The organism is Patiriisocius sp. Uisw_047, from assembly GCF_047730165.1.
Lineage (GTDB): Bacteria > Bacteroidota > Bacteroidia > Flavobacteriales > Flavobacteriaceae > Patiriisocius.
On record NZ_CP159834.1, the window covers coordinates 747834 to 761844 of the forward strand.

General features: G+C 37.2%; 9 protein-coding genes. 8 read left to right on the forward strand and 1 reads right to left on the reverse strand.

From position 1 onward, the window contains the following. The first annotated feature begins 44 nt into the window (after positions 1 to 44). From ABXT71_RS03355 to ABXT71_RS03375, 5 genes are all read left to right on the forward strand, one after another. Complete coding sequence (locus tag ABXT71_RS03355) at positions 45 to 824, forward strand: DUF3108 domain-containing protein (protein WP_415372436.1); 780 nt, start codon at positions 45 to 47, stop codon at positions 822 to 824. A 9-nt stretch (positions 825 to 833) separates the two neighbouring features. Next, complete coding sequence (locus tag ABXT71_RS03360; RefSeq protein ID WP_415372437.1) at positions 834 to 1766, forward strand: tryptophan 2,3-dioxygenase family protein; 933 nt, start codon at positions 834 to 836, stop codon at positions 1764 to 1766. A 32-nt stretch (positions 1767 to 1798) separates the two neighbouring features. Continuing rightward, on the forward strand, positions 1799 to 3028 hold the full coding sequence (locus ABXT71_RS03365; RefSeq protein WP_415372438.1) for a M23 family metallopeptidase: 1230 nt from the start codon (positions 1799 to 1801) through the stop codon (positions 3026 to 3028). Positions 3029 to 3221: 193 nt separating this feature from the next. Next, entirely contained in the window at positions 3222 to 5984 is a 2763-nt protein-coding gene (locus tag ABXT71_RS03370) for a TonB-dependent receptor (protein WP_415372439.1), read from the forward strand. A 127-nt stretch (positions 5985 to 6111) separates the two neighbouring features. Further along, positions 6112 to 6549: a hypothetical protein gene (locus ABXT71_RS03375; protein ID WP_415372440.1), complete on the forward strand. Its 438-nt coding sequence runs from the start codon at positions 6112 to 6114 to the stop codon at positions 6547 to 6549. Positions 6550 to 6621: 72 nt separating this feature from the next. On the opposite strand, the gene ABXT71_RS03380 is transcribed toward ABXT71_RS03375, so the two are convergent. Then, complete coding sequence (locus tag ABXT71_RS03380) at positions 6622 to 7674, reverse strand: endonuclease/exonuclease/phosphatase family protein (RefSeq protein WP_415372441.1); 1053 nt, start codon at positions 7672 to 7674, stop codon at positions 6622 to 6624. Positions 7675 to 7806: 132 nt separating this feature from the next. On the opposite strand from ABXT71_RS03380, the gene ABXT71_RS03385 reads away from it, so the two are divergent. The 3 genes from ABXT71_RS03385 to ABXT71_RS03395 all read left to right on the forward strand — a co-directional run bounded on the left by ABXT71_RS03385 (position 7807) and on the right by ABXT71_RS03395 (position 13988). Continuing rightward, complete coding sequence (locus ABXT71_RS03385) at positions 7807 to 10668, forward strand: carboxypeptidase-like regulatory domain-containing protein (RefSeq protein ID WP_415372442.1); 2862 nt, start codon at positions 7807 to 7809, stop codon at positions 10666 to 10668. A gap of 30 nt (positions 10669 to 10698) precedes the next feature. Further along, on the forward strand, positions 10699 to 12882 hold the full coding sequence (locus ABXT71_RS03390; RefSeq protein ID WP_415372443.1) for a DUF5689 domain-containing protein: 2184 nt from the start codon (positions 10699 to 10701) through the stop codon (positions 12880 to 12882). Between the two features lie 365 nt (positions 12883 to 13247). Then, entirely contained in the window at positions 13248 to 13988 is a 741-nt protein-coding gene (locus ABXT71_RS03395) for a lysophospholipid acyltransferase family protein (protein ID WP_415372444.1), read from the forward strand. Positions 13989 to 14011 lie beyond the last annotated feature (23 nt).

A 14011-nucleotide genomic window follows, 5' to 3' on the forward strand; every position in this document is an offset into this window, starting at 1 on the left:
TTTGGTACAGCTATTGCAAACACTAGGGTAAACGCCCCAGAAAGATGAACTTTAAACTACTATTTCTTATCATGTTCGCCGCGATATTTTCGCTAGACATAACTGCGCAAGAATCTACGTATCAAGACGGAGAGTCGCTAAAATTTAGGGTACATTATGGTTTTGTGACGGCAGGATATGCTACGCTCGACATTGAAGAAAAAATGATTCGCGGGAGAGAAGTCTATCACGTGAAGGGATTTGGCGCTACTACTGGAATGTCTAAGTTCTTCTTTAAAGTAGAAGATACGTACCAATCTTATATAGAAAAAGGTACAAACCGCCCGCTTCGGTTTATTAGAAAAATAGATGAAGGTGGATATAAAAAAGATTTACAAATAGATTTTAATCACGATAAACGAGAGGCCAAAATCACTAATTATAAGCATAACAAAACAGTTATAAGGGAATTCCCGAAGGATGCTCAAGATATGGTATCTGCTTTTTATTATTTAAGAAATAATCTTGACACAAAAACAATTAAAGTAGGCCATGAAGAAAGTCTAGATATGTACTTTGACAAAAGCGTTCATAAATTTAAGATGAAATTTTTGGGTAGGGAGACCTTAAAAACTATTTTTGGCAATGTTCCTTGTTTAAAATTTAGACCCTATGTAGAGGCGGGTCGTATTTTTAAAGAAAAAGAAAGTTTGACGGTTTGGGTAAGTGACGATGAAAACAAGATCCCAATCCTGATAAAAGCAGAACTGTCTGTAGGATCTTTAAAAGTATCCTTAAACGAATTTAGAGGGCTCAAACACTCCTTTAAAGTAATAGTAGATTAACAAAAACGAATGCGACCAACCACCAAAGAATTACTAAAAAAACTAGAAGAAAAATACGCTGCGATAGATCAAGATCTAGACACGCATCTTGAAGGGCTCTTGTATAGTGAACCTATTACATACTGGGACTATATAAAAACAGACGCGTTACTTAGTCTCCAAATACAACGTACTGAGCTTCCAGATGAGATGATCTTTATTATGTATCATCAAGTAAATGAATTACTCTTTAAAATGATTCTCTGGGAGATTGAACAGATAGCAAACTGTGAAGAAATTACTGCATCCCTCTTTACTGAAAAGCTAATGCGAGTGAGTCGTTATTTTGATATGTTAACTTCTTCTTTTACGATTATGAGAGAAGGGATGGACCGCGAACAGTATCTTAAGTTTAGAATGACACTAACTCCCGCCAGCGGTTTTCAGAGCGCACAATATAGATTGATAGAATTTGCTTCAACAGATCTAATTAATCTAATTGATGCCCGTTTTAGAGATACTATTGATAGAGACACTCCATTTGAACACGCTTTTAATCATTTATACTGGCAAGCAGCTGGAAAAGATTACAGTACAGGCAAGAAGTCGTATCTACTATCTTCGTTTGAAGAAAGATATAAACAAGAATTTATAGATTTTACAGAAAAATATAACACTACAAACCTTTTTGCGAAGTTTAAGTTACTGCCTAAAGAAGTAAAAGAAGATCCAAAGCTGAAAAAGGCGATGCGTCACTATGATTATACTGTTAATATCACTTGGGTAATGGCTCATTATAATGCAGCTAAATATTACATCAGCGGTAACAATCCTGACAAAGAGCTAGAAGCCACTGGCGGTAGCGATTGGGTAAAATATATGCACCCCAAATACCAACGCAGAATCTTTTTCCCAGAACTCTGGAGTGAAGAAGAGCTCAAAAACTGGGGAACAGACTTATAAAAATAATTGACTTTAAATAACACCTATCTTCATTGAAAAAACTAGCCCTCCTCTCTGTACTGTTCCTATTACTTTACGCCTGTAATGATAACGATGATGACAATTCTTCAGACTCAATAGTTGAAAACATTGAGACAGGAGCGCATTTATTCTTGTACGGTTATGACACGTCAGATTTTGATATTATACGAGATACTGTGCGAAGCGGTGACACCTTTGGTGGGATCCTAGATGCAAATGGTGTTGCAAATTCTAAAATATTTGAAGTTGCTACGACATATAAAGACAGTTTTGATGTGCGCAGAATGAATGTGGGGAAGCCCTATGTATTGTTCAATGCAAAAGACTCTACAGCGCGAACACAATTATTTGTGTATGAAAAAACACGCGTCGACTATACGGTTGTGGACTTAAGAGATTCTATACATGTTTTTAACGCACAGAAAGAGGTGACCTATACTGAGAAAGAAGCATCTGGGATTATCTCAAGCTCTTTATCTGAAACAATGGATGATGAGAATTTAAGCCCATATATGTCAGATAAACTTTCTAACATCTATGCATGGACTGTAAACTTTTTTCAGTTACAGGCTGGTGATCGTTTTAAAGTAGTTTACACTGAAAAGTTTATCAATGACACTATTCCTGCTGGATTACATAATATTAAAGCAGCCTATTTTGAGCATCGCGGCCAACCTTTATACGCTTTTGAATATCAAGCAGACTCCTTACAATTATATACCGATTATTATGATGATGAAGCAAATAACCTACGACGCGCATTTTTAAAAGCCCCGGTTAAGTTTAGCCGGATATCGTCTCGTTATAACCTAAAACGAAGAATAAAATATTACGGGTATAAATTGAGACCCCATAAAGGGACAGATTTTGCCGCATCCATAGGCACGCCCATTTTAGCAACTGCTGACGGCGTTGTCTCTAAATCTGAAAGAAGAGGCGGTAACGGAAACTATGTGAAAATAAGGCATAACGGAACCTACGCAACTCAATATCTACATATGAAAAGCAGAAATGTAAAAGTAGGTGAGTATGTAAAACAAGGAGACGTAATAGGCTATGTAGGGATGACTGGAAATACTGGCGGACCCCATGTTTGTTATCGTTTCTGGAAAAACGGAAAAGAAGTAGACCCCTTTAAACAAGACCTTCCAGCCTCAAAACCAATGCCTCAAGAATATGTTACAGACTACCAGCAGTTTATAATCCCACTCAAGAATCAAATAGATTGTATTGAGTATTAACCTACAGAATATCAGTTTGTTAATAACAAAATTATAATTCTTCTTCGGAAATAATAAAGACGGTACATTTCAGATTAACTTTAAATATCGATTTCTTTACAATTTGCTAACATTTCTTTCAATTTTAATTGAAGATAAATAGTATTTTTGCGTGAAATTTGAGATAAACTAACACTCATCTAAAACAAACATTATGAAACAATTTTTACTTGCTGTATTCTTATTAGCAGGAATCACTGTATCTGCTCAAGGTACGGTCACCGGAACATTAATGGACACCAACGCTGGTATGCCGTTATCTGGAGCTAACCTCGTTGAAACAGGTACTGACAATGGTACCGCATCTGATTTTGACGGAAACTTTACATTAAAGGTATCTTCTAATGAAGGTTCTGTTACAGTATCTTACATTGGATACAAAAACAGAACAATTCGTTACACACTTGTTGACGGTACTGCAAATCTAGGCAGAGTACAAGTTACTGCAGACGCAAACTCACTAAACGAAGTCGTGATCCAAGCATCTGGTGTTGTAGATTTAGCTCAGGATCGTAAGACTCCTGTGGCTGTTTCAACAATCAGTGCAGCAGAAATACAAACTAAATTAGGATCTCAAGAATTTCCTGAGATTTTAAACAACTCTCCTTCTATCTATGCAACAAAACAAGGTGGTGGTTACGGAGATGCTCGTGTGAACATACGTGGTTTTGACACACAGAACTCTGCGGTTTTAATAAACGGTGTCCCTGTAAATGACATGGAAAATGGTCGAGTATACTGGAGTAACTGGGCTGGATTAAGCGATGTTGCATCTGCAATACAAGTACAACGTGGTTTGGGTTCTTCAAAGCTTACAGTTTCTTCTGTAGGAGGTACCATTAACGTGGTGACTAGAAGTGCAGAAAGAAATGAAGGTGCATTTGTAAGCGGAAGTGTTGGAAACGACGGATACGTAAAAACAATTGCTTCTTATGCATCAGGTCTTTCAGAAAAAGGGTGGTCTGGATCTTTTTTACTAAGTAACACAAGAGGTAATGGATATGTAGATGGAACACGTTTCCACGGTCAAAACTATTATGCTGCCTTAGGATACAAAGCAAGTGACAAAAGTTCACTTGAACTTACTGTTACAGGATCACCACAAGAACATAATCAAAGGAGTCGTGGTATCGCAATTGGAGAGTTTCTTAAATATGGCCAAGATGGTGAACCAGATATTAAGTATAACCCAGAATGGGGAATGCTTGACGGTAAAGAATTTAATTTCAGAAGAAATTTTTACCACAAACCTGTTATCAGTTTAAATTGGGATTATGAATTATCTGACGTGACTAAAATTTCGACCGTAGCGTATGCTTCTTTTGGTAGAGGTGGTGGAACAGGAGAAATAGGTCGTGTAGATGGAAAGAGACAATTTGATACTCGTTTACAGACAGCAAACGGTCTTACAGATGTTGAGCTTATTCGTGATTACAACAGAGGTGAGCCCGTAGTAATTGATGGAGAAACAGTAGAAAGAGAACAAACTAATGGATTGTTCTTAAATACAGGAAACGGCGATAGAAGTTCACAAAATGGAATCTCTCGTAGATCTTCAGTTAACTCTCATAACTGGTATGGTGTGATTGCTAACGTAGGTACAGAGCTAAATGATAATTTAAATCTTGATTTTGGTGTAGACTTAAGACAGTACACGGGATATCACTACAGAAGAGTGACTAACTTATTAGGTGCTGATGGCTATTTAGCGACAGACAACGGAAATACACCTGATCAAATTTTCACAAACACATATAATGCAGATAAGCCTTGGTGGGTTTTCGGAAACATTGACGATGAAGACAAAATAGATTACTACAATAAAGGGTTTGTAACTTGGGCTGGAGTATTTGGTCAATTAGAATATACTAGTGACGATGAGCGATACAGTGCATTTGTACAAGGTGCTGCTTCTAATCAAGGTTTTGCTCGTGAAGAATTTTTTAACGAAGTACCTACTGAAAAGACAGACACTGAAAACCTATTAGGTGGAAACATTAAAGCAGGTGTGAACTTCAATATTGATGAAAATCATAATGTATTTGGTAATGCAGGCTATTTCTCTAAGCAACCATTATTCGATGCTGTGTTTATTAACTTCGGAAATAATCTAAATCCAGAATTAATCAATGAGAAAATTATTGGTACTGAAATTGGATACGGTTTTAGAAGTTCTAAATTTAGAGCTAACGTGAACCTTTACAGAACTAGCTGGGCTGATAGGTTTGAATCTATTACACAAACATTTGACATCTTAGGAAACAATGATGACGAAAGTATTCCAGAAGCTGAACGTGAAGATGACGATGTACGTGGTACTGCTAACCTTCAAGGTGTAAAGCAAGTGCACATGGGTGTTGAAGTTGATGCACGTCTTAAAATTACAAATAGAGTAGGTCTTAGAGGTATGGTTTCTGTAGGAGACTGGAAATATGAAGGTAATGTATCTGCAGCTTTCTTAGATACTGACCAAACTGTAATACCAGGTCTTGACGAACAAACGTTATATCTTGATGGTGTAAAAGTTGGTGATGCTGCACAGTTTACAGCAAGTCTAGGTCTTGATGTAGAAGTTATTAAAGGTCTTACCGTTGATGCTAACTATAGAAGAGCAGATAATTTATATGCTGCTATTGATGCTACAGATTTTGGAAGCGAAGATAATAATGGTTCACTTGAGTTACCATCTTTTGGTTTGCTTGATGCAGGTATCGGTTTCTCAGTTCCTTTCTTAGACAATACGGCAGATTTCAGATTCAATATGAATAACGTTTTAGACGAAACTTATATTTCTGAGTCTGATACAAACAGATTTGCAGAAGCTGGTGATGAGACTTATAATGGTATTTCAACAGACAACAGAGTATTTTTTGGACTAGGAAGAACTTGGAACGTAACAGCACGTTTTAACTTCTAATCTAACTCTCTTCTAATCCGCCTCGGCGGTCAAGAGTAATAAGCCCTTCCTATTTGGCAACACCAAAAAGGAAGGGCTTTTTTTATTAAATATAGTACCTTTACTTTACGAACGAAAAACAACAACTATGGAAATATTAAAAATGATTCATTCCTTCTGGGCATATCTAGTTGTGCTAGCGGTAGCTGTCGCAACCATAAATGCGCTTATGGGTTACCTAGGCAAAAAAGAATACCAACCTAAAGATTTTAGAATCGCGCTATTTACACTTATTGTGACGCACATACAGTTACTTATAGGGTTGATAATATACTTCGTTTCTCCTTTAGGGTTGCAGTCCTTTTCTACAAACGGGATGAGTGAAGTGATGGGCAATAGCTTATTAAGGTTATACGCTGTAGAGCACCCACTAATGATGATTATTACTGTGGTCTTTATTACCGTTGGATACTCTAAACATAAGACAAAATTAGTATCTGGACCAAAATTTAAAATGTTAGCTGTTTTTTATACGCTAGGATTGCTTTGTCTACTAAGCAGAATTCCTTGGAGTCAATGGTTTTAAATCTTTAATATTTCAGCATAAAAAAAGGAGCAATCATAACTAATTGCTCCTTTTTCTTGTTTCTAAAATAGCCTACTTAATCTCCTTGATTAACAATATATACACTGGAAAGTGATCGCTATAGCCTCCAGTAAATCCTCCACCTGCAAAACTTCTATAAGGATACCCCTTATAGCGCCCTCTCGGATTTGCTAAATATGTTTTGTTATAAATACCAGCCTTGTACAACCGGTACGAAGTGTAGTCTTCTTTAGTTAACTCTGTAGAGACAATCATCTGGTCAAATAAATTCCAGCCATCTCTGTAAGCTAGAGTTCCTAGTCCTTTTTTGTGCATCGACTCCATAGGATTGTAAAGTTCTTTTAACTCCATACCTTCTTTGTCTTCCTTTGCTTTCAAGTGTTTTTTTATGCTCTCATTCGTTGGGTCATCATTAAAATCACCCATCGTAATTACTTTTGCATATGGATCTTCACTAAACAATGAATCAATAATATGTCTATTCAATTCGCCCGCCTTGTTTCTTTTATATCTACTGCGTGCTTCTCCTCCGCTTCTCGATGGCCAGTGATTTACTATTACGTGTATCTTTTCGCCATCTAGCATTCCGCTTACAAGAAGTTGGTCTCTGGTAAATACGCGCTTGGTATTGTCATTATTATCATAAATATACAGCGGGTATACTTTTGTATTTGTAGGAGTAAACAATCTCTTTTGGTAAAGTAATGCTACATCAATCCCACGTCTATCTGGAGAATCATATTGCACGATCCCATAATCCTTTTGAAGCAGTGGTTCTTGATTTACGAGGTCTTCTAACACTCTTCTATTTTCGGTTTCGCACAGTCCTATTAATGCCGGCGTAGTTCCCGTAATATCCGCACCAATTTCTGCAATTACCTTAGCCATGTTTGCCAACTTAGCGTTATAGATTTCTTCTGTCCAATGATCTTTACCTTCTGGAGTTCGGTCATCATCGAAGGTGATTGGGTCGTCCTCAAAATCAAATAAATTTTCTACATTGTAAAACGCAACGGTGTTTACTTTGTATTCTTTCTTCTCTTGTGCATAAAAAGTTGTGATACTAAGCGCAAAACCAACTAATAAACAATATTTTAGCTTCATATATAAGGGTGCATTAAGTTTGTGTAACGTCTTTGACAAATGTGCAACCAAATGTAAAAAATCTAAACATAAATCTTTAGATTTGCCTCGCTTAATAACAATTTAATAGTCCTACTAATCAACGATTTATTAATGAAACAAATTTTATTTACTGTTTGTCTTACTGCCTTAACCCTTTTCACAGTCACAGCACAAGAAGCTTTTGTGAAAGGAAGGATCATAGATGCAAACTCGAGTGAACCCTTACCTAACGTGGAGGTACGTATTTTAGAAAGTATTTTTAGCACAGAGACCAACGCAAAAGGTCTTTTTGCATTTACCAGCACAGACCTGCCGCAAGGAGAGCAAGTGATGGTCGTTAATAAATCCGGCTTTCTTACACAACAAATTAAGATTGTGGTTCAGAACAATAGCCCTATTAATCTTGATCCAATTCTTCTAGAATTAGACCTTACAGAACTTCAGTCTCAAATAGGGATTATTAGTCTTACAGATAACGAATTAGACCAAGACGACGGCACGTCTTTCAATATATCTGGTTTGTTACAAGCATCTAGAGATGCATTCTTAAATGCTGCTTCTTTTGATTTTAGCGCAACATTTTTTCGCCCTAGAGGTCTTGATAATGCCAATGGTAAAGTACTTATAAACGGTCTTGAAATGAATAAGATGTATGGTGGTCGCCCGCAATGGGGAAACTGGGGAGGACTTAATGATGTGCAACGAAACCGAGAATTTTCTAAGGGTCTCACACCCAATGATTATGTTTTTGGTGACGTAGCAGGAACTACAAACATAATTATGAGAGCTTCTCAATATCGAGAAGGCGGAAGCATAAGTTATGCCTCTGGAAACCGGAGCTATAGCGGTCGCATAATGGGAAGTTACAATAGTGGCCAAGATCAAAATGGCTGGGCGTATTCCGTACTAGTTTCTCGGCGTTTTGGAGATGAAGGATTTCAAGAAGGTACCTTGTATGATGCCAATTCAATTTTTGCTTCCGTAGAGAAAAAATTAAACGAAAATCACAGCCTTAACTTTACTGCTTTTTATACGCCTAATCGTCGGGGCCGTTCTACTGCAATTACTCAAGAGGTAAAAGATTTAAAAGGAATACAATACAACCCAAATTGGGGAATGCAAGATGGCGAAATAAGAAACAGCCGTACAAGAGAAATTGAAGAACCTATCTTTATGTTAAACCATTTTTGGAACGTAAATGAGGAAATACAACTAAATACAAACGTTGGTTTTCAAACTGGTTCTATTAAAAATAGCCGTATTGATAATAATGGGACTACATTAATTGGAGAGCCTGGTAGCCAATATGCTGGTGGTGGTGCTAGTAATCCTTTAGCCAACTACTACCAAAACCTCCCTAGTTATGCTTTATCTAGAAATACGACACCAACACCTATAGATTTTCAGAGAGCTTATACGGCTGAGCAGGAGTTTATTGATGATGGTCAAATAAACTGGACAGATATTTACAGAGCTAACTTTGACGCTTTTGGCAATCCAAAGGCATCAACATACGTGTTGCAAGATGACGTAAATCAAGACACACAAATCTCTGTCAACTCAATACTAAGTGCAACGCTAACGGATAATATTACTTTTAATGGTAACATTTCTTACCGAGGTTTAAAAAGTGAAAATTACGCCCAAGTAAAAGACTTGCTTGGTGGTACCGGCTACCTAGACATTGATAATTTTGCTGAAGCTGCCTCGGGAGATGCAAGTGAAGAATCTGACTTAGGGAATCTGGGACAGAGTGATATTAACAATGTTAATCGTATTGCAGGTGAAGGTGACCGTTATAAATACAACTATACCATAGACGCTAATGAACTAGGTGCATTTGCACAAGCACAATTCAAGTATACACAGGTAGATTTTTACGTTGCGCTTTCTGGAGGTACTGTCAGCTACCAAAGAGATGGCTTATATGAGAATAGTAACTTTTTAGGTGATGCCTCTTTTGGCCTTAGTGAAAAATTATCTTTTACAAACCTTGGTGTTAAAGGCGGGGCTACATATAAAGTGACTGGACGCCACTTAATAGATATGAATTTAGGCGTCATACAGAAAGCACCAAGTATTAGGAACTCTTTTAGTAATTCACGTGTTAACAATGCTACTACTATTGGCATTTCCGAAGAAAAGATTACAAGTGCAGACTTGAGTTACATTTTTAGGTCTCCTATCGTTAAGGCACGATTTACTGGTTTTTACAACGGCTTTAAAGATGGGTCTGACATCGGTTTCTATTTTACTGAAAATCTCTCTGGACAAGGTGTAGATGAAGATTTCTTTGTGCAAGAAGTAATGACAAACATAGAAAGAAGACATGTAGGTGGTGAGATGGGTATAGAGGCACAAGTGACGCCTACTATAAAATTAGTAGGAGCTGCTTCTTTTGGTCAATATACTTATACTAACAACCCAAATCTTTATTTAGAAAGTGATGACTTAGATGGACCCGTTACTTTTGGTGACGGCACTTCAAAACTGAAAGACTACCACGTAGCTGGTGGACCAGAAAGAGCAGCGCAGATAGGTTTTGAGTATCGTGATCCAGACTTCTGGTGGTTTGGTGCTAGTATGAATTTTTTCTCAAACGCATACCTAGATATAAACAATCTAGCTAGAACACAAAACTTTAGCACAGATTTTGACGGACAGCCATTTAGTGATTACGATGCAGGAATTGCTAAAGAGTTATTAAAGCAAGAGAAATTTGACAGCTACAATTTGGTTAATATTAAAGGAGGAAAGTCCTGGAGAATTAACGGCAAATACGTCGGCTTTTTCGCTACTGTGAATAATATTTTTGATAGAGAATTTAAAACAGGAGGTTTTGAACAAGGAAGAAAAACTAACTATAGAGATTTAGCAGCAGATACTTCATTGCAAAATGGCCGTGTTTTTGGCCCGAGGTATTTCTTCGGAACTGGAACCAATTACTACATTAGTGCTTACGTAAGATTTTAATAAAAATAAGAGAATTAAATAATATATAAAATGAAAAATTTAAAATTAACTCCATTTTTCGCAATGCTTTTAGCATTAGCATTTGTTGTATCCTGTGTGAAGGATGACGATTTTGAAGTGCCTGATACTGGCGTTACAGAGGTAAACATAGACGGAACCATTATAGACATTGATAATCTCTATAACTCTTGGCTGCAAAGTGCAGGTTCTAACCAAGAAGCAACTCTTACTTTTGAAGAAACAGACCAGTATATTTTTGGTTATGTTATATCTAGCGATGAGTCTGGAAATTTCTTTGAAGAAGTAGTAATGCAGAATAGCATTGAAAACCCTACAAGAGGAGTTAAAGTATTATTAGATGTAAATCCTTTATTCAACAAATACGAAGTAGGTAGAAAAGTCTACATCAAACTAGAGGGGCTAACCGTTGGTATTTCTAGTGGAGTTCTTACCTTAGGTTTAAAAGGTGCAACAGATAATACTGAAAAAATTCCTTCTGCCCAAGAAGAAGAATATTTTATTCGTGATCCAGAAGTTGCCGTTATTGTTCCCGCTGTAAAAACATTGGGTCAACTTACAGACGCAGATGTAAACACTTTAATACAGTTACCAGCCGCTCAGTTTACTGCAGGTCAAATAGATTTAAGTTTTGCAAATGAAGCTGGAGATGAATTTGATGGAGACAGATTATTAGAAAGCTGTAGTGCTGATGGAGGTGATATCCTTTTTCAAACAAGTACATTCTCAGATTTTAAAGCAATAAACTTACCTGATGGCGCTGGTACACTTACAGCGGTTCTTTCTAAAGATTTCTTTGGAGAAAATTTCGCCTTGAATATTAGAGACACAAATGACATTGCTTTTAACGGTGAACGTTGCGAGCCTAGTCCATTAAACCCGAACATTACTGCTACTACTTCATTCTCTGCGGTAATAGATCGTTTTACTTCTGCAGGTGGGTATGCAGAATTTAGCACAGAAGAAGCAGATTTAATTATTGAAGGCTATGTTGTATCTAGTGATAAAGACGGAAACTACTTTGAAGAGTTGGTTATCCAAAACGTAACTGACGGAAACGACATTAGCGAAAACAACCCAAGATTAGGTTTACGAGTTGCCATAGATAGAGGTGATTTATACTTAAACTTACCTATAGGTCGTAAAGTATATATAAAACTAAATGGTCTTGCAGTAGACGAAGATGCAGGAAACATTACTATAGGGTACCCTAACGTTTCTGAAATTGAAAAAATTCCAGATGGTATAGCAGATTTCTTTGTTTTTCCAGGAGAAGTAATCGCAGATATTGCACCTAAGTTGACAACCGTAAACGGACTAACAACTAACGATTTAAACACCTTGGTACAATTTGAAACGATGCAGTTTACTGCCAATAATGTTGGATTGACATTCTCTGGCGAAGACACTGATGGTTTTGATGGAGAGCGTTCTCTAGAAAGTTGTGATGACACAGGAGACATCAGATTGTTCTCAAGCACATTTGCAAATTTCAAATCTTTAATCGTACCAGAAGGAGTAGGAAGCATTACTGCAATCTACACAAATAACTTCTTTGGTGATGAGCGCATTGTTGAAATACGCAGCCGTGATGATATTCAATTTACAAACTCAGAACGTTGTGATCCACCTATCGTAGATTGTGGTAACGCAGCAACAGAAGGGCCAAATGTATTATTCTTAGAAAACTTTGAAACACAAACGGTAGGAGCACCACTTTCTGGAAACGGAATGGTAAACTTTCAAGAAGCAGGTACACAACCTTGGGAATCTTACTCAAGCACAAGTACAAATAGCTCGATCGGGATTTCTGCTAACATAGGCTCTTTCAATAGTGGAGACGACAGTACGATATCTTGGTTAGCGTTTCCAGAGATCAATTATGATGCTCAGGATGGCGAGACATTACGTTTTATGACCTCAAACAGTTTTTCTGATGGTAGTACACTAGAAATTCTTTTCTCAAGCGATTGGGATGGTGTTGCTGCAAATATCCCTAACGCAACTTGGGCACTCTTGCCTGCTGCTTTAATTGTTCCAGATGATGCGTTCTTTGGAGACTTTATAGACAGTGGTATTGTGGATCTTTCTTGTTTAGATGGCACAGGACATATCGCCTTTAAATATGTGGGAAGTGGCGTACCAGAATTTGATGGCACCTACGAGTTAGATGAGATAGCGCTTCGTTCCAATTAATTCGGAAATATTAAATAGTCAAAGCCGCTCTAGCAAAAAAACTAAAGCGGCTTTTTTGTTTCCAAGGTTTGGGAAGAAGAAACAAAACCACCTCACTGTAAGACACAGAATCCGGGAGCGAAGATAGTTGATTAACTCTTAGACCTTGGCTAGTTAACAAACATCATCTTTTTGAAAGGGTGAAACTCGATTTAATAAGTAAAAAATTACAAAATTCTAGCTTACTACTATCAGCAATTCTTCAATTATTTGGATAGGTTCTTATTTTTATTTTATCCCTAAACAAAGGAAGTGTTTTTCAAGCTTCTTACTTCCAAATTTCTACCCCACACTTCCTACAATTTTTTACCTACTTTTGAAATCCTGTGAAAATCATACGAAAAATCTTTGGCCTACTGTACCGAATCTGGTTTTACATCCTGATGCTCGTGCCTATTCTTATTATGTCACCACTACTCATCATAAGCGTGATGAGGCAAGAATGGTATCCTTTCTATTTTAAAATGGCTAGAATATGGGCAATCTGTATTCTCTTTGGGATGGGGTTTTTACCTAAAGTGAGAGGCAAAAAAGAATGGGGAAAAGGCAAGTCCTATCTCTTCGTCAGTAATCACAGTTCCATGACAGATATCATGTTGATGCTGTACGCAGTCAAAAATCCATTTGTATTTGTAGGGAAGGCTGAGCTGGCAAAAATGCCCATTTTTGGTTACTTCTATAAACGCACCTGTATTCTAGTAGATAGAAGTAGTATGAAAAGCAGAAGCGCCGTTTTTGAGAGTGCACAGCAAAAAATAAAACAAGGACTTAGTGTTTGCATTTTTCCAGAAGGAGGAGTGCCTAATGACGCCAGTATTGTTTTAGATAATTTTAAAGATGGTGCATTTAAGCTAGCCATTGATCACCGAATTCCTGTCGCCCCACTCACCTTTCACGATAACAAAAAACGATTTCCTTTTGATATCTCTAAGGGATTTCCAGGGCAGATGCGGGTAAAAGTGCATCCTACTATACCAACAAGAATTCTAGAACCCGAAGATCGCAAAATACTGCGAGAACAGACTCGGGATATTATTCTTGAGGAGTTGTCTTCCCCTACATTGTAGACTACATATCGTTCACCACCTAA

Coding starts and splice junctions, on each gene's coding strand:
- ABXT71_RS03355 (WP_415372436.1), top strand. CDS start 45: ATGAACTTTAAACTACTATTTCTTATCATGTTCGCCGCGATATTTTCG.
- ABXT71_RS03380 (WP_415372441.1), bottom strand. CDS start 7,674: ATGAAGCTAAAATATTGTTTATTAGTTGGTTTTGCGCTTAGTATCACA.
- ABXT71_RS03360 (WP_415372437.1), top strand. CDS start 834: ATGCGACCAACCACCAAAGAATTACTAAAAAAACTAGAAGAAAAATAC.
- ABXT71_RS03385 (WP_415372442.1), top strand. CDS start 7,807: ATGAAACAAATTTTATTTACTGTTTGTCTTACTGCCTTAACCCTTTTC.
- ABXT71_RS03390 (WP_415372443.1), top strand. CDS start 10,699: ATGAAAAATTTAAAATTAACTCCATTTTTCGCAATGCTTTTAGCATTA.
- ABXT71_RS03375 (WP_415372440.1), top strand. CDS start 6,112: ATGGAAATATTAAAAATGATTCATTCCTTCTGGGCATATCTAGTTGTG.
- ABXT71_RS03370 (WP_415372439.1), top strand. CDS start 3,222: ATGAAACAATTTTTACTTGCTGTATTCTTATTAGCAGGAATCACTGTA.